This window comes from Paenibacillus sp. 01T47 (genome assembly GCF_056398245.1).
This window is the reverse complement of the sequence record NZ_JBFTPA010000001.1, coordinates 719,740-742,607: the sequence shown is the minus strand read 5'-3', so window position 1 is coordinate 742,607 and position 22,868 is coordinate 719,740. Positions and strand designations below refer to the sequence as shown.

Sequence of the window (22,868 nt, the reverse complement as noted above, 5' to 3'; positions counted from 1 at the left end):
AAGCCGCTCATTGGCGGCCTTCATTTCTCATGAATTAGAACTGCGTTTCCTTCAGCCTCTCCAGCATGTACTTTCTGACCTCATCACCTAGATCCGCACGCTCTAATGCAAAATCAATTGTAGCTTGTACAAAACCAAGCTTGTCGCCTACATCATGTCTAATACCATCGAACCGATAAGCCATTAAAGAAGAGATATGATTCAATTGCTGTAAGCTGTCCGTCAGTTGAATTTCCCCAGCTTTACCTGGCGTCGCTTTCTCAAGCAGATCAAATATGACAGGATCAAGGACGTAGCGTCCAACAACCGCATAGTTGGACGGGGCTTGTCCTTGCGCCGGCTTTTCAATAATGTTGCGTACTCGCGCTACCTGCTTATCCCGCTCAATATCAACAATACCATATTTATGCGTCTGATCCCACGGCACCTCCATCACAGCTACAACAGATGACTGTTCCCTCTCGTACACATCCATCATTTGCCGCAAGCAAGGCGGATCAGCCTTCAAAATATCGTCGCCCAGCAATACCGCGAACGGCTCGTCCGCGATGAAGCGGCGTGCGCAAAGCACTGCATGGCCAAGGCCTAGCGGCTCCTTCTGACGAACATAATAAATATCCGCCAGCTGTGATATTTTCCGCACCATCTCCAGCATTTCTTCGTTATGACGCGCTTCCAGCTCCATTTCGAGCTCGGCAGATTTGTCAAAATGGTCCTCGATCGCCCGTTTGTTGCGTCCACTGACGATTACGATACTCTCGATGCCTGAATTCACAGCCTCTTCTACGATATATTGAATAGCAGGCTTATCGATAATAGGCAGCATTTCTTTCGGCTGCGCTTTCGTAGCCGGCAAAAACCTTGTCCCTAATCCCCCAGCAGGAATGATCGCTTTCCGAATCCGCTTCTCCACCCTCACATCTCCCCCAGCTCTTTGCTTTCTATGCAATCGCTCCTTTTATCATAACGGTTTCACCCTCGTTTTTCCATGTATTCAAAGGCTTCGTCCCATAACTAAGCAGCTGCTCGCGCAAATGGGAGCTTAATCATAAAGCTTGCTCCAGTAAGCTGGTCCGCACTTGGATCAAGCGCGATGGTTCCGCCGTGAATATGAATGATGGTTTGTGCGATCGAAAGCCCAAGCCCGCTCCCGCCTTGGCTTCTATCCCTTGATAAATCCCCTTTATAAAAACGCTCAAATATTCGCTCGCGATCCTCCTCATGAACGCCTATCCCGGTATCGGTAATTCGGACCACGATGGATCCATTCTGTTCGGACAAAGACAAAAAGATTTTGCCGTCCTCTGGTGTAAATTTTATGCTGTTGGCAAGCAAATTCATCCATACCTGATTAAGCTGATCACGATCAGCAGTAATTACCGTTTCCTCCATTAGCAGCTCGACCGTTTGCCTCTTGGCCATCCACTGCGGCTCGCAGGCAAGCACCACATCTCGAAGCTGGCGATCCAGTCGATAGGGCTGCGGGTGAAAAGGATGCTGCTGCGAGTCGAGCGATGCCAAATTAAGCAAATTTTCACTTAGCCGAGAAAGCCGCATGCTCTCTTGCTTAATGATGCTAATATAACGCTCCCGCTCAGCTCCAGTAACCTCCTCGCTGCGCAGTGCTTCTGCGAAGCCGCCAATCGACGTAAGGGGAGACTGCATTTCGTGCGAGACATTGGATACAAAATCCTGACGCATCATTTCAAGCTGTGATAAGCTGAGTGCCATTTTGTTCATGCCCTGCGCAAGCTCACCGAGCTCATCGCCGCGTCTTGCGGGCAGCCGTACACTGAAATCCCCCTGTGACATTCGCGTCGCAGCGTTCGTCATCATTTTTAGAGGCCTCACTAAATAACGGGCCACGATTAGAATAAGTACGCTTCCGACGAGCAGCAGCGTAACAAGCAGCGTGACAGCCGTCCATAAGAAGTTGCTATTTTGCGGAAAACGATTTGGCTGAACGAACAATGCCCATCTTTCATTGCCGAATGACACAAGTTTCCCTAAAGCAGGCGGCGAAGGCGGGCTAACCTCCTCGCTAGTGTATACATCCAGTCTGACAGAGCTGCCGCCGAATACCTTTCTTAGCTGCTCGAATGTCAGTCGCTCCATAATCAGCTCGCTTCGCTCGCCAGCCCTTACTAAATAGTTGGAGCTGCTAATAGCGACAATTGACTGCCCTTGCAAGCTTGAGATCTCTTCCAAAAATGCTTGCAAATCTGCCGGCTTCGAGACGGCATAGAGCTGTTCTATGCGAGCAATCGACTTCTCCAGCTGATTGGGCAGCTGCCCCCTTGCATCCCTCTTGAACATTTGGTTCGTGAATAAAAAAGCGACCCCGATGCTAATCAGAACGATAACGAGGAATGTAGCCGTAATTCGAAAGTAAAGGCCGCGAATCATGACCATACCTCCAGTCGATACCCTAGTCCGCGAATCGTCACGATACGGAAACGATATTGCTCCTCGGGAAAACGATCCCGCAGTCTTTTGATATGGACATCAACGGTTCGCTCGTCCCCCTCATAGTCCATCCCCCATATTTGTTCAATCAGATGATCACGGGCAAAGGTTTTGCCTGGATAGCTTGCCAGCTTGAACAGCAGCTCGAACTCTTTAGGCGGCAATGTTACTTTCTCGCCACCAGCTGACATATGGAAGTCCGTTCGATTCATGAGGACATCGCCGAACTCTACCGTCTGCGAAGCGGTAATCCGGTATCTTTTGAGCAGCGCCTTAACCCGGGCTATGAGCTCCGGCGGATCAAATGGTTTGACCATGTAATCATCCGCACCAAGCTCAAACCCCTTCACCTTTTGCGAGGTTTCCCCCTTGGCAGTCAGCATGAGCAGCGGAATATCATAGCTCGCTCGCAGTTCCGCGCAAAGCGCCCACCCGTCCATGCGGGGCATCATTACATCAATAATTGCAAGATCTGGTCGTACCACGTCCAGCTTCTCTAATGCGTCTATACCATCTATAGCTTCAATGACCTGACAGCCTTCTCTTTTTAGGAAAAGAGCTACCAGCTCGCGAATGTTTGGATCGTCGTCTGCAACTACGATTTTGGGCATTTTTTTCTTCCTCCAATTAGACTTATGTCGTTATGATTTCAGCATACATGACCAACATGAACGTTACATGAACGATATTGACTTTAAAGCTACATTATAATAATTTTAAAGTAGGATTTATTATTCAACGGAATTTTGAATGGAGGATATAGATGATGCATAAAACAATAATTATTGGTACAGGACCTGCCGGATTGACGGCTGCCATTTATTTGGCTCGCGCGAACATGGAGCCGCTCGTTATTGAAGGGTGGCAGCCAGGCGGCCAGCTTACAACAACAACAGAAGTAGAAAACTTCCCAGGTTTCCCTGATGGTATTTTGGGCAGCGAGCTAATGTCCAACATGCGTAAGCAAGCACAGCGTTTTGGTGCAAAATTCAAAACAGGCTCTGTAAAAAGCGTCGACTTCAGCAAACGTCCCTACACGCTTGATGTGGAAGGCATTGGCGAGCTGCAAGCCGAATCCATCATTATCTCTACAGGCGCTTCAGCCAAATACCTCGGCATTCCGGGTGAGCAAGAAAATATCGGTCGCGGCGTAAGCACATGTGCAACTTGTGATGGCTTCTTCTTCCGCGGCAAAAAAATTATTGTAGTAGGCGGCGGCGACTCCGCAATGGAAGAAGCCGTGTTCCTTACTCGCTTCGCTTCCGAAGTAAGAGTAGTTAACCGTCGCAATGAGCTGCGCGCATCAAAAATTATGCAGGATCGCGCTCGTGCGAATGACAAAATCGCATGGAGCCTAAACCGTACACCGCTTGAAGTTGCTGCAACAGGCATGGGCTTGCAAGGGTTGAAGGTGCGCAATAATGAAACGGGCGAGGAAGAATTGCTTGAAACAGACGGCGTATTTATTACGATCGGCCACACGCCTAATACGGGCTTCCTTGGCGGTCAAATCGACACCGATGAGCAAGGCTACATTATTGTGAAGCCGGGCACTTCCGAGACGAACATCCCAGGCGTATACGCTTGTGGCGATGTTCAAGACCGTAATTACCGCCAAGCGATTACCGCTGCTGGAAGCGGCTGTATGGCTGCTCTGGATTGCGAACGCTACTTGGAATCACTAGCGCATGAAGCGGTTAATGCATAATTTTTTTCAAAACTAGACTAGTACAATACGTGCAAATTATGTATAATAAAAGTGTTGAGATTTACAATAGAAAGGCAATGCTACCGCAACCATTTGTTCGCAATATGCTTCGCGTGAGCGGCGCCTGAACGTGTTATGGGAGAAGGTACAACCTCGGCTTATTATGAGCACAGAGGTTGTGCCTTTTTTCGTGTTTCCATATCTTTTCTCACATCATCCATGAAGGAGCGATAATCATGTTATTAGAAGCTGTTTATCACAGACCGAAGCAAAACTGGGCTTACGCCTACGACGGAAAGACGCTGCACCTCCGCTTGCGTACCAAAAAAGACGATGTTGCTGTAGTTGAAGCAATCGTTGGCGACAAGTACGCGTGGGATCAAACGATTACAACGGTCCCTATGCATATTTTCACTTCGGATGCACGATTCGATTATTGGGAAACTTCCGTTATTCCTCCTTTTCGGAGGCTGCGTTATGCGTTCCGCTTAATAAGCGGAGATGAGGCGATTATTTTCTCGGATAAAGGTGTCGAGCTTACACTTCCTGACAACTCAAATTCATTTTTTGATTTCCCATATATTAATCCAATCGATGTATTTGAGCCGCCAGCTTGGGTGAAGGACGCTGTCTTTTATCAAATATTCCCTGAACGCTTCGCGAATGGCGATCCTTCGATCAATCCTGAAAATGTGCTGCCTTGGGGCGGCGAGCCTACGCCAAAAAACTTTTTTGGCGGTGACCTCCAGGGTGTAATTGATCACTTGGATCATATTTCAGCACTTGGCATTAATGCGGTATATTTCACTCCGCTGTTCGAAGCAACGACCAATCACAAGTATGATACACAAGACTACATGAAGGTTGATCCGCATTTTGGCACAAATGAGAAGTTGAAGGAATTGGTTGATGCTTGTCACGCCCGCGGCATTCGTGTCTTGCTTGATGCAGTATTCAATCACTCAGGCAAAACCTTCCCTCCATTTGTCGATGCTCAGAAAAACGGACAGCAGTCAAAATATGCGGATTGGTTCTATGTTCGGGAATGGCCGCTGCAAGTGGTGGACGGCGTTCCGACGTACGAGACCTTCGCATTTGAGCCGCTTATGCCGAAGCTGAACACCGAGCATCCTGAGGTGAAGCAATATTTGTTCGAGGTAGCTCGCTACTGGATCGAGGAGATTGGAATCGACGGCTGGAGACTGGACGTTGCCAATGAGGTTGATCATCAGTTTTGGCGCGAGTTCCGTCAGACGGTAAAAGCAGTGAATAAAGACGCTTATATTTTGGGCGAGATTTGGCATGATTCGATGATGTGGCTGCAGGGTGATCAATTCGATGCGGTTATGAACTACCCTTTCACGAATGCAGTTCTTGATTTCTTTGCTTATCAAACGATTGATGCCTCTGACTTCGCTAATGCGATTGGAGCGCAGCTTGCAGCATATCCGCAGCAAGTAACAGAATCGGCTTTCAACCTGCTCGATAGCCATGATACGCCTCGTCTGCTTACGATCTGCGAGGATAATACGGATGCGATGAAGCTTTCTTCGCTCTTCCAGCTGACCTTCCCTGGAACCCCATGTATTTATTATGGCGATGAGGTAGGCATCAATGGAGCTGGCGATCCAGGCTGCCGCAAATGTATGGTGTGGGATCCAGAGGAGCAAAACCGTGAGTTGCTCACGTTCTATACCGACGCAATCGGACTGCGCCACAAGTACAGCGCGCTTCGCAGCGCCGATATTCGCTTCGTGCACGTTGGCGCAGCAGATGGCACCTTGGTCTATGAGCGTCGTGAAGGCAGCCAACGGCTTCTTATCGCGATGAATGCTCGCGGCGAAGCGGCTGATCTGAGCTTCGTAATTGAAGCTCAGCCGACTGATTGCAACGCTGCTCCTCATGCTGTTGCTTTTAGAGGCTTTGCGAAACCAGCAGCTGCTGCTGCAACTGCTGTAAGCGAGGCTTCTGCATCCCCAGTGGCTGCCTCGATCGAAAATGCTAAGGCCGATGCTAGATCGGTTGCAACAGCTGTCATCACAGATAACGGCGCATCGACATGGTCTGTATTGTTATCAAACACTAGCAAATATGCAGTAAGCTCTTCCGTTGCAAGCAGCAACGACGGTAAACTTCAATTCACATTGCCTGCTTACGGCTATGTGATTTTGGAGCAAACAGCAAGCAACCACTAACCTTGTTTCCTTAGGGCAGTCCAATCGCGGACTGCCCTTTTTTTGGGGGTTGATTCACACGTCCATGTAACACAATAAACACCTATTTGTGCTTACAGACCAGTAACCATAGCTAGTTTCTCACTGTAAGAACACATACGTGCTTACAGCCTCTTTTCTACCTTCCGCATACGCCGAATTCGCTCAATAAGCACTTATACGTGCTTATTGAGCAGCGACCATAGCTAGTTTCTCGCTGTAAGAACACATACGTGCTTACAGCTTGTTTTCTACCCGCCGCATGCGCCGATTTCGCTCAATAAGCACATATACGTGCTTACAGACCAGTAACCTTAGCTAGTTTCTCGCTGTAAGAACACATACGTGCTTACAGTCTCCTGCCTACCCGCCGCATACGCCGAATTCACTCAATAAGCACCTATGTGTGCTTACAGACCAGTAACCTTAGCTAGTTTCTCGCTGTAAGAACACATACGTGCTTACAGTCTCCTGCCTACCCGCCGCATACGCCGAATTAACTCAATAAGCACCTATGTGTGCTTACAGACCAGTAACCATTCTACTTCTCGGCTGTAAGAACACATACGTGCTTACAGCCTCTTTTCTACCTTCTGCATACGCCGATTTTGCTCAATAAGCACCTATGTGTGCTTACAGACCAGTAACCATAGCTAGTTTCTCGTTGTAAGAACACATACGTGCTTACAGCCTCTTTTTTAACCTTCCGCATACGCCGAATTCGCTCAATAAGCACCTATGTGTGCTTACAGACCAGTAACCATAGCTAGTTTCTCGCTGTAAGAACACATACGTGCTTACAGCTTGTTTTCTACCCACCGCATACGCCAAATTCGCTCAATAAGCACCTATTTGTGCTTACAGTCCAGTAACCATAGCTACTTCTCGGCTGTAAGAACACATACGTGCTTACAGCCTCTTTTCAACCCGCCGCATACGTCGAATTCACTCAATAAGCACCTATGTGTGCTTACAGACCAGTAACCATAGCTAGTTTCTCGCTGTAAGAACACATATGTGCCTACATCCTCTTTTCTACCCGCCGCATACGCCGAATTCACTCAATAAGCACCTATGTGTGCTTACAGACCAGTAACCATAGCTACTTCTCGGCTGTAAGAACACATAGGTGCTTACAGTATCCTTTCTACCCGCCGCTTGCGCCGAAATTACTCAATAAGCACCTATGTGTGCTTACAGACCAGTAACCATAGCTACTTCTCGGCTGTAAGAACACATACGTGCTTACAGTCTCCTTTCTACCCACCGCATACGCCGAATTCGCTCAATAAGCACATATACGTGCTTGCAGACCAGTAACCTTAGCTAGTTTCTCGCTGTAAGAACACATACGTGCTTACAGCCTCTTTTCCACCTTCCGCATACGCCGAATTCGCTCAATAAGCACCTATTTGTGCTTACAGATCAGTAACCATAGCTAGTTTCTCGCTGTAAGAACACATACGTGCTTACAGCCTCTTTTCTACCTTCTGCAAACGCCGAATTCGCTTAATAAGCACCTATGTATGCTTACAGCTGTTACTACTACTCGTTACACCGAGATACGTCTGAGGAAATCTTTAATAAATTGAGTCTAGACATTTAATTGACATTCATGCAATAATTACTTAAACGATTAAGTAACTGCTTTTAAACATGCCATTTCCGATATAATAATCCAACAGTCATTATCAAGCTTTAGCAAGCTCTCACGATTCCAATCGTATTAAGGTTGAAGGAGTTGTATCCCCATTAAAAAAGCTACGCTTAAGGACATTGCAAAGGCTGCTCAAGTATCTGTAGCTACTGTCAGTTATGTACTCAACAATGTCTCCAATCAGACGATACCTGAAGAAACAAAATGCCGTGTCCTCGATGCCGCCAAGCAATTGAATTATGTACCCAACCTTGCTGCCAGATCGCTGGTCAAGCAAAAGTCTGGATTGATTGGCATTCTGATTAACAGAGCGGAAAATGAAGGCTTCTGGAAGCAGTTCCGTTATTCTCAGTTTATTAATCGGCTGGAGCGGCTGCTGTCAGATCGCGGCTACCACGTTGTATTATTCAGCTTGGATGCCTCAAGCCCAAATCTCGATATTATCTCGGAACGCAAGCTGGACGGCGTATTTGTTGTTGATGTTAAGGAGGAAAACTTCCACCTGATTTCTAGCCACTTCTCTACTGGCGTCCCTCTAATCGTGGTGGACAGCATGATTGAAGATCCCTTATTTTATAAGGTTAATTACGATTATACTGATGCCTTCACTCATGCATTCGCATCGCTCTTACAGCCTAAGGAGAGCTTTTTGATAATCGACAGCTTCAACAATGCAGACCTCGTTAACCATATTTGTACTCATTCAGGAATAGGACGCGATCAAATTCACGTTGTGGACGAAGAGCATGACTTAAAGGCATTCCTAGAACACAATTCGGATCGGACCGGCATCATTCTGAACGAATTTGTCGCCATCTCAGCAGCTAAATATGTTGATCCAACAAGTTTAACCGTCATTTGCACGGCAGGCTGTCCGGAAATCGCCCCTGCTCCCGCTTCCAAGATATCGTTTGGCGATCGCAAGCCAGAAGAAGCGTTCCAGCTTATGATGCAGCTGCTGAAAGATCCGAAGTCTGGCCCTGCGAATAAATATGTTCTAGTAAAAGCTGAAAAATAAGCAAACGCAGAGTAATCTCTGCTTTTTCTATGATAACTTAAACGATTAAGTCATCCTCTATATCCTTAATAACTGCAGTTAATTATTAACCAAGTCAACCATTCTTATAGGAGGTTATATTATGCTCGGATTAGCAAAAGAATCAAATGGCAGCGCTCCGAATCTTCAACCGCAAGAAGGCTCTGCTTCATCTCTGTGGAAAAACCGAAATTTCATTGCCGTATTCTCCAGCTATAGCTTATCGCTGCTAGGCAATACCTTTCATAGCATCGCGCTTAATCTGTGGGTGCTGCAAACGACAGGAAGCGCCAAGCTCATGTCCGTTGTACTCATTACCCATCTCGTAATCAGCATGCTGTTCGGTTCCTTCGCAGGTACGATTGCGGATCGCACCGATCGTCGCACGTTAATGTGGGTGACAGATATTATCCGTTTTGTGCTCGTCGGCGCCATCGCTGTACTTGTGTACCTGCCTAATATACCGTTTATTTTTATCGTTATTTTGACTGCCATCGTCGCATTTGCAGGGGTCATTCGAACGCCTGCCTTCCAGGCTTCGCTCGTCGAAATTATTGATAAAGAACAAATAACTAAGGCCGTTGGGGTAATCAATATATCCGATAACATCATCCGAATATCTGGCTTTGCTCTTGGAGGTATCGCCGTTGCTGCATTTGGCGGGGCATTTGCAATTGCTATCGATGCAGTAACCTTTCTGCTCTCAGCAGCGCTGCTGCTCTTCACGGGCAAGTTCCCCTATGCAGCGGTTAGAGATACGAAGAAGGCGCAAACCACCTTTAAAGAGGATCTCAAAGCAGGCTTCCGATACGTATGGACGGATCCATTTGCCAGAGCAGCAGTAGTTTTATTACCGGTAGTTATGTTCTTCTTTCTGTCCACCTTCATGCTCATTCAAGTCATGGCCGTCAATGTGTGGCATGCAAAACCGTTTGTATTCGGACTTATAGAGGCGTGCATCCCGCTCGGTTATGTCGTAGGCTCCATTCTGATTATTAAGCTGGATACACGGTTAAAAGGCAGAGGAAAATGGATCATTGGAAGCATGATCCTCATGGGTCCTATGTTCATCGCCATATCACTAATGTCATCTGCATTTGCAGCATTGCCGCTTATCCTTCTGGTTGGCTTCCTCTTCTCCTTCAGTACGACGATCATCTTTATCGCACTTCGGGTAGCCATTGATCCTTCGATGCAAGGCAGAGTATTTGGACTCATCGGAGCTCTAACAAGCGTTGCGCCGCCTGTCGGCTTAGCCGTATTCTCAACCCTATCTGATATACACGGGCCTGCCGTCATCATAGCGATAAGTGGCGCAGCAATGCTCATTATTGGCTGCATCTCCTACATGTATATGAAGGAGATGCGTCACTTCAACTAAACGAATAGACGGACAACGTTTTAAGATTGAACAACTGGGAACTCAGCGATCCGAAGTCGCGCGCAGCCGTACGGGATAAGCGTAATTTCTTCCTCGGGTTCCTTGCTAGCAACAGGTCCTATTGGCAGAGTGCCAGCCGAATTAAGCTCCATGGTCCATTGCGGGATCCGGCGACCGTTCATTCGCAAACGTATCGGTGCGTTCTCAGCTGCGAATGGCTGCCTTACCATTGCTGTGGCTTCCACAATAGGTTTTCCCTGTTCAAGTTCCTTCAGACTCACTCCATAATTCCATGGCGACTCCGGGTAAATCTCCCAGTCATGATAAGGCTCGTATGTGCGATGCTTCTGCCAGCGCTCCTTGATTGGGATAACGAACATAAGCGCTCCGCGCTGCAAGCCGGCTGCACCGTTAGCTCTGCTGATCGTGCGTACCTCCATTGGAAGCCGAAGAGTCAGCTCATCGCCATCGTTCCAAACCTGCCGTAGCACAGCAAAACCTTTTTCGATGATCATAGCAGGCTGCTGTTGTCCGTTGATCAACAGAACCGGCGCGCTGCACCATTCCGGTATTCGTAATTTAATCGGGAATTCAGCTGGCTGATTTACATGCACTGTCATCGTTATCGTTTCTCTAAATGGATATTCCGTTGCTACACGTATGGAAACATCGGTGCTTGCGTCGATAGCAGCTGTGATCGTACAGGGAGCATACGCGATTGCAGCCAAACCGCCATCCTCCGTTGCCATCCACAATCTTGCCGTGTATTTCGGCCATCCTTGATGCATGTTAGCAGTGCAGCAGCCAAAATGCGGCTCAATGCCAAATAGATTGGCTTCATTGTTGTTTTCTGTCCAATTGCGTTTGGCATGCGTACACATAATCTGGTTAGCCTGCTGGTCATATTGATGAACGGTCCAATCCGGGCTGATTGCAGCAGGCAGTGCATTATAAGCAACCTTCTCCAAAATATCACCGAAGGAGCCATCGCCTGTAATCCGAATCAGATGCTCTAAGGAATGCATATATTCCACCACAGAGCACAGCTCCGTACCTTGGCTAGGATGAGTTCCTGCAAGCCATTCGTCACCAGAAAACATGCCGTTAACTTGGCCATGGTAAGTCATCACGCTTGAGATCCCTTTGTATGCAGCTTCGATATGCTGCTTATCCTTTGATTGCATGTAGCGGAGAGCTGGCTGCTTGAATGACATCGCTACGTTAACAACATGAACCCGGTGATCAAATGCCTTCTGCAAGTACCAATAAGGATAGTCTTCATATAAGCCTGTCCAGTCCAGCGTTTGCTCCTGAATCAATTGCGAGAGCTCAAGTAAGAAAGGCTCACCTGTGCGATTGTACAACCAATAAATGCTGATGAGATTTTCGCCGCCTCTAGCCTTTGCCCATTCCTGCAAAGGACGATTCGGCAGCTCCGCAAGCTGATATTTGAAATAGTTCATCAAGAATGGTTCTACCCGTTCATCACCAGTATACTCAGCGTGCTGAATCAGCACCTTGAGCATAATCATTCGGCTCCACCAATCTTCATTTGCGGCAGGTCCGAATTGTCCATCCTCGCGTGCGCTTGCAAGCGTCCATTCGATCCACGGCTTTACTTTGGCCTTAAGCTTGTCCTCATCAAGGAGATAAGCAAGCGGAAGTAGACCATCCAAGTAGTAGGGTCCTCTCTCCCAGCTGTCTCCGTCTCCTCCCAGCCAACCGCTATTTGGCCCGACATAACTCCAAAATTCATCTAGATGCCCTGTCATTCCCTCGCTTTGAATCTCCAGCTGGTCTCTAAGCCAGCCGTCTGGCTTAATCGCACCAAGCGGCAGCTCTTGAAAAGGGGTCGAAGCAAGCGGTGCACGGTTCAAAAATATAGCGCTCAATTTGTCATCTCCTCTATGCTGTTTATGAAGTTGAATTTCATCTAGCCATGCTAGTGATTCTTAACCCGTTTCCTTAAAGAATAAATGATTTGCCCCAAAGGAATACTAATTTGGAAATAAGCTAGTAATGGAGGGAATCGTTAGTAATGAACAATGCAGCTAACCAGAAGGATTCCAGCTCTTCTCAGCTTCGCGTAAAGGATAAGGTTGCGGTCATTACTGGAGCTGGTTCCGGCATAGGACGTGCTGCCGCGCTGCGTCTCGCACAGCAAGGAGCAAAAATCGTTCTTCTCGATCTCATTCACAACCGTACTGAAGAGGTAGAGCAAGAAATAAAGGAACTAGGTGGCGAGTCCTTCTTCATCGATACCGATGTTGCCAATGCTGAACGGATGCAAGATGCGATCCAAGCTGCCGCAAAGCATTTCGGACGAATCGATATTGTGTTCGCTAATGCGGGCATTAACGGCACTCTCGCTCCTATTGAAGATCTGTCGCCCGAGTCATGGGATGAAACGCTAACAACGAATCTAAAGGGAACCTTCCTTACCGTCAAATATGCAATCCCCCATATGAAAAAATCCGGCGGGAGCATCATTATAACGAGCTCTATTAATGGCAATCGTGATTTTTCAGGTGCCGGCATGGCTGCTTACAGCTCCTCCAAGTCAGGTCAGGTCGCTTTTGCCAAGATGGCTGCTCTAGAGCTTGCCCGATATAAAATACGTGTGAATGCCATTTGTCCTGGAGCCATTCAAACGAACATTGGGGAAAACACCCATCGCACTGCTCAAGTAGATAAAATCACCATACCCGTGAACTACCCTGAAGGCAGCCAGCCTCTTGAGCATGGTCCCGGGCAGCCTGAGCAGGTCGCCGATTTAGTGCTATTTCTAGCGTCGCAGGAATCCAGCCATATCTCTGGAACCGAAATTTACATCGATGGGGCAGAAACCTTGCTATAGAAAAAGAAGCCATACAGGATTGGAATGCCTTAGGGATGATCCCTAAGGCATTTTCTACTACGCTAAATTGAGGGCTGAATCACATCACTCTGATCACTTTTTCGTATCAGCTGCCAGCTGAGCGTGGATCGTAACCAGCGCCGCTTGCTCCAATAGTTCAGTTGAACGATTCGGATCGATTTTAATGACTCCCGTCTGAGGGTTCCGAAGCGTCGTCCACACCTCATCCGCATAGTTCTGTATATAATCTTTATACTTCGATTTTTTGTTCATGTCATCCAGCAGCAGCAGATTTTCAAAAAAGATTGAATTGAAAATAATCGGCTGTGTGTAGAGGCGCGAGCTGCCATAAAATTTCAAAGCCGCATCAGCGATGCTTACTGCTTTGTTCAAGTACGATTTTTCACCTGTTGCTTTGTATAAAAGTACGCTGGCTCCAATCATCGTTCCTTGGTTATAGGACCATTGTGTTTTATTAATATTTCCGTTCAGGTCAATATGGTCCCAGTAAAGTCCGTTAGGCGCCAGCATGCAGTCATTTACCCAGTTATACATTTTCTTCGCCCAGTCTAAATAGTATGTATCCTTGCTGATTTCATATAAATACAGTCCTATTTGAGCTGCAGGTGCATTCGATACCGTATTCCGATCCTTGCTCCACGATGCCTGTGTCCAGAAAACGCCGCCAGGGCAAGCATGAGAGGCATCCGTGTCCCAGCCGGATACTTGCAGCTCAAATATTTGCTTTGCTCTATCTAAAGCTGCAATATCACCAGTAATTCGGTAAATTTTTATAAGTTCTATTGCGATCCAATCATTATCATCATAAAAGATGTCACCGCCTCCGCCAAGCGGTGCGCGTACGTAAGAATCGTAGCCTGCAGGTGTCTTCGTGTCATTCCAATATGCAGCTAGACCATCTAATCGATTCTGAATGTCGGTTTTGTATTTCTCGCCCACCGCAGGTATTTTCGCCAAAGCTACGGTTGACTGCATCGTCCCTGCATAAGGCCAAACGTAGGAGTATTTATTGTTCCCAGAATGTGGGCTGTTCTCGCTGTAGAGCTTGGTGTCTGGCTGATAGAAGTAGGTTTGTAGAGCCTGATAAGCCGCTTCAGCCCGTTCTGCATTTTGATTTTTATTCGGTTTGGCCCAGACGCTTTGACCGGACGTCATTAATAAAACAACAATCGACAATGCAACAAAACGGAACGTCTTTACTGGTTTCGGTGTACTCATGATATACCTCCCAAGGATCTACTTAAACTACTCTATATTAATCCAGACTTCTCCAAAGCTGCTGCCGTTTCGAGCAGGATCACGCCGCTAAGCTGTGTGCTGAGCTCGATTTCTTCTTCAAGCGATTCATCCCACCGTTTGCTGAAAAGAATATCCCCCCGGCTCGAAACGCTGCTCCATAGGGACGATGCGTTTGCATACAATACATCTGCTACTTCACTTCCGCTGCCGCTGCCCATCGCAAGGGCCAGCTCGCCTGCGTAACGAACAAAAATGCCTTTAAACAAGCCAGCATCCCCGCCGCCTTCTGCCGGTAAGACATTAGCTTCCTGCGAAGCAAACTCCTCCACAGACGCCTGCCATGTCCGAATAGCATCTTCAAGATAACCTTTTTCGCCCGTAATTTTGTACAGCTCAACTGCTGCTCCAATGAATACGCCCTGGCAATAAGTGAACTTCCAATCCTTATCAATAGTTCCATCGCCTAGACGGTTAGCGCCATCCCACACGAAACCGCTTTCAGGATCAACAAGCACAGCTTTCTGCCAATCGTAAATCTTGATTGCCCATTCTAAATCTTCCTGCTTGCCGAATACCTGATATAGACGTGCAGCCAAAATAGCCGCAGGAGCATTAGCAGGCGTGTTTTTATAATCCAGCTGCGTTTTCTGCCAAGCAATTCCGCCGCCGACATGGTCATTCCATCCCGTCTTAATATCCTCCCATAGCAACTTCGCAGTGTGCCCGTAGGTTTCATCTTGATCAATCAAATACGCGCGAAGCCAGCCAATTGCCATCCATTCCATATCATCGTATAGATTGTTAGGCCATTCTCCGCCGTTTCTCTCCAGAAGGCCTTGATGAAGCATAGCCAACCTTTGCTTATAGATGGAATCACCCGTACGGTTCCATCCATCCACCTGCGTTTCAACCGCATGGGCCATCCACCAATAATGAAAAATCGTGTTGCACGCTCCGCCGGGACATGGCGTCTTAATGTCATACAAGCTGATACTTGGGTTCCAGAACTGAGAATCCAAAGTTCGTTGAGCCTGCTCCGCTCTCATATCCCAGAACGCAGCTTTTACGTTGTTTGCCATCTTCCTCTACCTCCGTTTCACTTTGATCCATTAGGTTTCCCGCGACCTGCAAATTGCTTTAACACGGGATTACGTCCTCTTTGAAAATGTACAATATAAAGCACTTTCAAATAATATACTATATTTCACATGTTAATATGTCAATATGTCATCTTTACATTTCAGACTGTAATTTTCTACAAAAAAAGGCCGTTCCAAGAGCCATATTGGCAGCTCTAAGAAACGACCCTTTATTCTGATCTGACATTAGATAGATACGGTAGAATTTCCTTGAACAATCTCATGCTCCACAATATTGTTCAATTCCGTAGTCTCATTATTCCAAACACGCTGTAATATTTCGACAGCTCTCCTGCCTGTATCACGCTCGTTCTGGCGAACATGAGTAAACAAATAATCGCCAAACGGCTGACTCGGAGAGTCAAAGCAAACAATTTGATAGTCTTCCGGAATCCGTTTCTTTAGGGACAATAGCGCTTCCCGTAAAATAAGAGCAAGATTATATTCCGTAACGACATACGCATTAAGATCCTTATTAATTTCCACGAAATGGCGTACCGTCTCAATATCATACTGTACTTTAATCGTTTGAAACGATTGCGGCAAAGAGCTGTATAGATTCGTCATAATATGCTCAGGTTTAGGTGTAAACCCACGCTGCATGCACGCATCATTAAAACCTTGTATTCGGTCTTCAATCGTCGTCGTATTGTCTGCAGGCGTCGATAAGAAACCGACATGCCGACCCTCTTGATTCAGCAAAATATTCGTAAGGTCGAAGGCTGCCTTTCTGTTGTCTGTATACACAGCGGTAGCCGCAATCCCCTTCAAATATCTGTCCACTAACACAATAGGGAAACCGTTTAATACGAGTCTAAGCACTTCAGCATTATAGTGCTCGCCGTGGCCTGGGAATACGACAATGCCATCGACACCCAGCTTCACAAAAGCACGAATGGCAGCTTCTTCTTCATCACGATTATCGTAAGTCAGCTTCATCATCATGACGCAGCCGCTAATCGCGCATTGCTCTTCTATTCCGCGAATAAGATCAGCACCAAACGAATCGCCAAAGTCGGGCAGAATCACACCTACAATGCGCACAACCTCATCTTCCGGCCTCGCTTCTACGCTTTCTGACTGCTTCTGCAGCTTCGTTTCTTGCAGATCAGGCAAAACCTCCGCCACAAAGGAGCCCTTCCCTTGTATTCTCTCAATGAGTTTATACTGCGAGAGCATCTCCAGCGCTTTCTTAGACGTAATTCGGCTAACGTTAAATTGGGCAGCAAGTTCTTTTTCCGAAGGAACACGCTCCCCTTTTTTCAATTCGCCGTCATTGATTTTTTGAAAAATATAATTATAAATCTGCTCGTATAAAGGATTATCCATTAGCCGACCTGCCTTGTCATAGTATCTTGATATATCAACTATACAACTTTATTATCACGACATCAATATATGAAAAGGCGAAATGGAGCAACGACGCTGCCGTCGCTCCGCTACGTCAATACTAACTTATTCCGAATCTAGTCTTTCTATTTTGGCTGCAGCTTCTATTAAGAAAACTCCGCTCAATTGCACGGATATATCCAGAGGCTCCTGATGAGGCATATCCCAAGCGGGGCCAAACAAGCCAATTTCCTTCGTGCTGCCTTTCGAGAGCAGTGTATCCGCATTATGAAAGATCATTTCTTTAATTCGGACGCTTTCGTTGACTTCATACAAATGGATCAGATAACGAATGAATATGCCTTTGAACAGTCCACCGTCTCCGGTTCCTTCTTCCTTCATCATTCCGGTCTCAGCAACCGTATGATATTTCATAGCCGATACAGCGGTTTTCTCCGCATCTGCCAAATACGTCTTGTCATTTGTATGCTTGTAAAGCTCAACTGCTGCGCCTATATAAGTGCCTTGGTTATAGGTGAATATCCAATTCTTATTGACATTAAGATCACCATTCTCTTCCAGCTTAAGGCCATCATACACAAGACCGCTTTCAGGATCAACCAAATTTTTCTTCTGCCAATCATATATCTTTTTGGCCCATTCCAGATCTTCCTTATCGCCAAAATACTCATACATCCTTGCAGCCAAAATTGCTGCAGGCCCGTTCGAGCATGCATTCCGGCTGTCTCGTTGATCCTTCTTCCAAGCCATGCCGCCCAGCTCATCTTCCCACCAAGCGGTCTTAATATCATTCCACAGCTTTAACACATACCCTTTAACCGTCTCGCTTTTGGTTGCATCATAAAGCCTCAGCGCTGCAAGAGCGAGCCATTCCATATCATCATAAAATTCATTAAACAATGACCCATTTTTTTTAATAATGCTTTTGACGATCCCCTCTGCCCTATCGGTATAAGCAGCATCACCCGTTCTCTCATACCCATCCATCATGGCATCCACGGCATGAGCCTTCCACCAATAGTTTAGGCTCTCCTCGCGTTCTTTGCTATAAGGATAAGCGTTGTTCATCAGCTTCCCATTCTCATTCCAATAATGCTCGACGAGCTTCTCTTCCGCCCATTCCGCATGATTATTGTAATTTTCCAAGCGCTCCTCATTTCCATTGCAGCCTGTCAAGAAAAAGCTGCCGACAAGCAGCATGCATATGCTTTTCATTAAATTCACCTCATCCGTCCCTTCTTCTTGCAGGCTTCCGCCTTTTAACCGACAATACCGCTATGTTCAATACCCTCTACGAGGTATTTTTGCGCGAACAAATACACAATGATTAATGGCACAACAACTAATAATGACATCGTGTTCGTTAAGGTGGCGGTCAGAGGCTGACCCTGCTTCAGTCCAATGGTGGCGCCCTCCAGCATCAAGCCTTCAAATCCAACCAGCAGTGAATTCGATAACAGCTTGAACTGGCTGAAGAACATCGAGGAATAGAAGCTATCCGTCCACTGCCACGAGAAGGAAAATACAAAGATCGTAATCATCATGGAAAATGAGAGCGGAAGAATGATCATGCTGAACGTCCGAAACAAGCCCGAGCCGTCCACATAAGCCGCTTCCTCTAGTTCTTTCGGTATTCCTTTGAAATATTGCCGCATGATCAATATATAAAGCCCATTTTTGAATCCAAAACCGATCATCGATAAAATCGCCATCGGCCACATCGAATCCATCAGCCTAACTGTCCCTCCTGTAAAGGTAGACATCAGGCCGAATAAATCAAAGAAGCTGAACTTCATATAAAGAGAGATCATATACGTTTGCGGCGGAATTAAAATCGTAAGCACCACTAAAGAAAAGATGACGCTTTTCCCTTTAAAGTTAAACCGCGCAAGCCCATAGCCGACCATCGTACAAACCAGCATTTGAATGATACCGCTTAGAAAGGAAATGCCGAACGTGTTCGACAGCCCTTTAAAAAAGGACGTATATTCGATGACTGTTTTGTAATTAAACCATGTAAACTGCCTAGGGATGAAGCGCACCGTGCCATCTATCAAATCCTGCGGGCTCATAAAGCTGTTAGAGAGCTTTACGAGCAGCGGATATAAGATAAGAAACGCCAGCCCAATGAGAAGCAAATAGCGAATAACCGACCAGAACAAGCCATTTATTGCATGCAGATTTAAATATTTAGCCCGCATATTTTTCACTCCCTATTCTGATAAAAGACGAATCTGCTGACAAAAAAGCCAATGACGACAAGGAATACGGCTGCCACCAAAAAATAAATCCATGCCATAGCCGAGGCTGTTCCATATTGGCCAAGCTTCATCGCGTTCGTAATGCTGTGCATAATTTGGTTTTTGCTTCCCGTAAAGGAGTCGATAATCGAATAAATGATATTGACTAGAATCAACGGACTGATCAGCGGGAATGTAATTTTCCAAAAGCACTCCCAAGCGGAACAGCCTTCGATTTTGGCCGATTCGTAGATGGAGGAGGAGATTGCCTGCAGTCCTGCCAAGAAAATAAGAATTTGCACACCTGAACTATTAATGACGGCAAATATATTTTCTGCAGCGCCAACCGTTATATTAACGAGCGCAGGACTGAAATCCAGCATTTGGAACATATATTTTTTTAGCTCCAGATTGCTGAACATCCCGCCTGCCGATTCAGTCACGATTGAAGCGCCCGTATCAAGCCCTGGGATACTCTGATAAGCATTCATAATGGAGTTGCTTAAATCAGCTTTATCAATGATTCCAGTCGCCAAAATAACGGGCACGAAAAAAATTGCTCTAAAAATTCCTCGGCCCTTCATTTTCATATTTAACAAAACGGCAATAAACAAGCTGTACATGACGATAATCGGAATATCGAATAACATGTTCTGAACAGCACCGTAAAGCTGCTTGTTAAAGTTAGGGTCCACTCTTAAAATTTGATGGTAATTGTCCAGCCCAATGAATTTCTCCGAAAATCCGCCTTGGGTTAGAAGATTCACATCCATGAAGCTAAATCGCAACGAATCAATGAATATACCCAGAAACAGCAGGAGAAATCCGAGTACAAAAGGACTGACAAAAACCCAGCCCATCAGATCCCTCTTCTGCGTCACGGTTAGCCTAAACCTTTCTTTTTTGTTTATGGCTGCAGACAATTTGTTCATTGCCGGTGATCCTCCTCGCTTGGTTTAAGGATTAATGACCGCGTAACCCAATCCATCTACTGCGGTACCCTCAACCTCAATTCCTTTATCGCTGTAATTAACAATAATCGCTTTACCATTTTCATAAGTTGTTTTGTAAACCTCTTCACCAAGCCGCTCATGATTCACGATCGCCTGATCCTGAACATGCTTCAATACATTGTTCATTTCTGCATAGATGGCTGCAGCGCTCTCCTCCCAATCATCAAACTGGGAAGCGTACAAATCATCGAACAACGAAGCATCCTTCAGCAGGCTGTTCTCCCCGTAATTCAACTTGAAATAGACACCGCTGCCGTATTCCAGAGCTTTCAAAACAGCCGGACGCAGCTCGCTCGCTAGGTTCAAGGCTTCGCTCGCATACCCAATATAGCCATGCAGCGCAATTTGAATAAATGGTACCTGCGCATCTGCTATCGAGAAGGAGCTGTCCTCATCAGGTAGGTTCAAAATATGATTAACATAAGGAAAGGTGTACGCGTTTCCGTCGTCTGTAATAATATCCTCATAATCCTCTTTTGCTTTAGCTAAAACGTCTGTCGTTATTTTTTTTGTGTCCTGTCGATTGATTTGAGCTCGGTTCTTAAAGTTGGAATTCAAGCTTTCTCCCATCGTCGACAAGGATAATGCCTTTAAACCAAGCGAATGATAGTCTTTGGAAAATTTATTGTAATAACCTGAAATTTTGTCCGGATTAATTCCCCACACGCTGCTCTCATACTCAAGCGTAGCTACATTGAACAACCCTTTATAGCTAGTTTTCTGAAACAAGGAACGAATGCTGTCCTTTTGCGGCTTAAAGCCATCGAATGCTTTATTAGAAGAAACAAATAGCATATCCACATCCGGGAACACCTTTGCCCCCAGCTTCTCCGCTTTCTCTGACAGCTTGCGCAATCCCTTTGCACCGCCGAGCACGGACTCTACCTTCATTTTTGTAGGTGCGGTATGGCTCATGCCTCCGTTATACCATCCGGTATAGCGAAATTTAATGTTTTGGATACCGCTTTGCGACAGCTCATCCAGCATTAGTCCCGCTTGATCGAAGGAAGTGACTGCCACTTGGCTGCGAAACGGAATACCCAGCTTCCGCACCATCTTATCGACAGAACCCATCGTATCCAAGTAGAACGGAATGTTCTCTTCGGCACTCATTTTGCTCAAGCTTCCTTTATCAACGAGATACTGACGATATGCCTTTGCCATTCCAACGTAATTTGCATCGTCTCCTGTAAGGAAGAAGTACTTCATGACGATGTTGCCGGTATAAGCATTTTTCTCGTAAATAATCCAAGGAGCTTGCTCAAAAGCATTTTTGGCAATAAAAGAGTCTTTGTTTCGAATGGTGAAGTTAGCATAAGCCGTGTTATAGGAGTGATTAATGCCGCCCATAACGCCATTAATATCCGCTACCGCATCGCCCTCTTCAATAACCGAGAATAGCGCTGCTCCATCCTTCTTGATGCCAAACACCGGCGCTCGAAACTCTTGTTTGAAGCTGCCTCTTGGCGACTGCGTTAATGCATAATCCGGCCCGTACATTTTCCCTGTCGTTAATAGCGTATTTTTGCTTGCATCATTATTGAAATTGAGGAGCGTTCCCGAGCCGTCTGGAAGGAATACATACCCCTCCTCGCCGGTTTGCCCTGCACCGAAATAATTCAGCAAGGAAAGCTTCACAAGATTAAAACGGGATTGATCATATTCGATGTTGCCGTTATAAAGAGTGACCGATAGACCGCCGTCCGCAAGCACGTAATCCAGACTCATTTTAAAATAAGGGAATACGGAATCATCTCCGTCGTATCCTACCTCAGCGTAGTCTTCTTCCTGCTTCTCGTACGTATAGCCTGCTTCCTTGACGTAGTTTTCCAATACCTTCTTGTCCCGCTCCTTGACGGAGGTTTTCAGCACATAAATATCTTCTTTCTCCAAAACAGGGTATTTCGCGATCAGCTCCTTGCCTTTGCTCCCTTCTACATCAGCACGACTGTAGAGGATATAGTAGGCTAATAGCTTCTTCTTATCCCGATCAGCTTCCATATGATCAAGAACATTTTGCTCAAATTTGGACTTCGTAATTTGACGCGGCAGCAGCATGCGCTGTTCCTCGCGCCCGATAACCATGTCCACTCTTATACCGTTATCAATCTTGCCCCAACTCACCTGATCCAGCTTCATCGCATGCGTGTAGCTGTTCATTTCCAAGTCGCCTTCTTTGCCTTGCACATTATAGACAAGCTTGACCTGCGACATAAGCTCTTGCTTCATTGCATCACTAGCTTTCGGGTCTTCCAGAGCACTTGGCGGGTTGGAATAAAATTTGCTTCCCGTCTCTTTATCTTCAACCGCCACGCCGCCCGATTCATTATCGAAGTACAGCAGGAGGCGATCGTTCTCAGCAGCAAGTGCCAATCCGCCATCCTTTACAGCTTTTTTCATGTTTGGCGGGCTTGCTTTTGCTACAACTGCTGTTTCTGCTGTTGTTGCTTCAACTGCCTCCGCCGTTTTCCCATTTGTCGGTATCCCGAGCGTAATGGCAACCACTATGACCAATAGCCTGGAGATAATCCCCTTGGCATTCATATCG

At 46.4% G+C, this 22,868-nt stretch carries 16 protein-coding genes; 5 read left to right on the top strand and 11 right to left on the bottom strand.

Features of this window, described 5'->3' with window-relative positions:
• Positions 1-34: 34 nt before the first annotated feature.
• The 3 genes from galU to AC1DOV_RS03120 all read right to left on the bottom strand — a co-directional run bounded on the left by galU (position 35) and on the right by AC1DOV_RS03120 (position 3,077).
• Positions 35-913, bottom strand: a complete 879-nt coding sequence (gene galU / locus AC1DOV_RS03130; protein WP_477512560.1) for a UTP--glucose-1-phosphate uridylyltransferase GalU — start codon at positions 911-913, stop codon at positions 35-37.
• A 101-nt stretch (positions 914-1,014) separates the two neighbouring features.
• Positions 1,015-2,406, bottom strand: a complete 1,392-nt coding sequence (locus tag AC1DOV_RS03125) for an ATP-binding protein (RefSeq protein WP_477549146.1) — start codon at positions 2,404-2,406, stop codon at positions 1,015-1,017.
• Positions 2,403-3,077, bottom strand: coding sequence for a response regulator transcription factor (locus tag AC1DOV_RS03120; protein ID WP_339206842.1), 675 nt, complete (start codon positions 3,075-3,077; stop codon positions 2,403-2,405). The genes AC1DOV_RS03125 and AC1DOV_RS03120 overlap by 4 nt, the downstream gene beginning before the upstream one ends.
• Positions 3,078-3,232: 155 nt before the next feature.
• On the opposite strand from AC1DOV_RS03120, the gene trxB reads away from it, so the two are divergent.
• The 4 genes from trxB to AC1DOV_RS03100 all read left to right on the top strand — a co-directional run bounded on the left by trxB (position 3,233) and on the right by AC1DOV_RS03100 (position 10,461).
• Positions 3,233-4,174: a thioredoxin-disulfide reductase gene (gene trxB, locus AC1DOV_RS03115; protein WP_477549223.1), complete on the top strand. Its 942-nt coding sequence runs from the start codon at positions 3,233-3,235 to the stop codon at positions 4,172-4,174.
• 236 nt (positions 4,175-4,410) lie between these two features.
• Entirely contained in the window at positions 4,411-6,369 is a 1,959-nt protein-coding gene (locus tag AC1DOV_RS03110; protein WP_477549145.1) for a glycoside hydrolase family 13 protein, read from the top strand.
• Positions 6,370-8,132: 1,763 nt separating this feature from the next.
• Positions 8,133-9,062: a LacI family DNA-binding transcriptional regulator gene (locus AC1DOV_RS03105; RefSeq protein ID WP_477549222.1), complete on the top strand. Its 930-nt coding sequence runs from the start codon at positions 8,133-8,135 to the stop codon at positions 9,060-9,062.
• A 121-nt stretch (positions 9,063-9,183) separates the two neighbouring features.
• Positions 9,184-10,461 (top strand): MFS transporter, encoded by a 1,278-nt coding sequence (locus AC1DOV_RS03100; RefSeq protein WP_477549144.1) that lies wholly within the window; start codon positions 9,184-9,186, stop codon positions 10,459-10,461.
• Between the two features lie 20 nt (positions 10,462-10,481).
• On the opposite strand, the gene AC1DOV_RS03095 is transcribed toward AC1DOV_RS03100, so the two are convergent.
• Complete coding sequence (locus tag AC1DOV_RS03095) at positions 10,482-12,353, bottom strand: beta-L-arabinofuranosidase domain-containing protein (protein ID WP_477549143.1); 1,872 nt, start codon at positions 12,351-12,353, stop codon at positions 10,482-10,484.
• A gap of 146 nt (positions 12,354-12,499) precedes the next feature.
• Here AC1DOV_RS03095 and AC1DOV_RS03090 point away from each other — a divergent pair, with 146 nt between their 5' ends.
• On the top strand, positions 12,500-13,318 hold the full coding sequence (locus AC1DOV_RS03090) for an SDR family oxidoreductase (protein WP_477549142.1): 819 nt from the start codon (positions 12,500-12,502) through the stop codon (positions 13,316-13,318).
• Between the two features lie 93 nt (positions 13,319-13,411).
• Here AC1DOV_RS03090 and AC1DOV_RS03085 read toward each other — a convergent pair whose 3' ends face one another.
• The 7 genes from AC1DOV_RS03085 to AC1DOV_RS03055 form a co-directional block, all read right to left on the bottom strand.
• Positions 13,412-14,557 carry a glycoside hydrolase family 76 protein gene (locus tag AC1DOV_RS03085; RefSeq protein WP_477549141.1) on the bottom strand — a complete coding sequence of 382 codons (1,146 nt, stop codon included), beginning with the start codon at positions 14,555-14,557 and terminating at the stop codon, positions 13,412-13,414.
• A gap of 32 nt (positions 14,558-14,589) precedes the next feature.
• Complete coding sequence (locus AC1DOV_RS03080; protein ID WP_477512439.1) at positions 14,590-15,657, bottom strand: glycoside hydrolase family 76 protein; 1,068 nt, start codon at positions 15,655-15,657, stop codon at positions 14,590-14,592.
• A 246-nt stretch (positions 15,658-15,903) separates the two neighbouring features.
• Complete coding sequence (locus tag AC1DOV_RS03075; protein WP_477512438.1) at positions 15,904-17,046, bottom strand: GntR family transcriptional regulator; 1,143 nt, start codon at positions 17,044-17,046, stop codon at positions 15,904-15,906.
• Positions 17,047-17,172: 126 nt separating this feature from the next.
• Positions 17,173-18,282 carry a glycoside hydrolase family 76 protein gene (locus AC1DOV_RS03070; RefSeq protein WP_477549140.1) on the bottom strand — a complete coding sequence of 370 codons (1,110 nt, stop codon included), beginning with the start codon at positions 18,280-18,282 and terminating at the stop codon, positions 17,173-17,175.
• Between the two features lie 44 nt (positions 18,283-18,326).
• A complete protein-coding gene (locus AC1DOV_RS03065; RefSeq protein ID WP_076268841.1) occupies positions 18,327-19,268 on the bottom strand; it encodes a carbohydrate ABC transporter permease in 942 nt (313 codons plus the stop codon).
• Between the two features lie 5 nt (positions 19,269-19,273).
• Positions 19,274-20,239 (bottom strand): carbohydrate ABC transporter permease, encoded by a 966-nt coding sequence (locus AC1DOV_RS03060; RefSeq protein ID WP_076268840.1) that lies wholly within the window; start codon positions 20,237-20,239, stop codon positions 19,274-19,276.
• Between the two features lie 24 nt (positions 20,240-20,263).
• On the bottom strand, positions 20,264-22,864 hold the full coding sequence (locus tag AC1DOV_RS03055) for a DUF5696 domain-containing protein (RefSeq protein WP_477549139.1): 2,601 nt from the start codon (positions 22,862-22,864) through the stop codon (positions 20,264-20,266).
• Between the last annotated feature and the right edge of the window lie 4 nt (positions 22,865-22,868).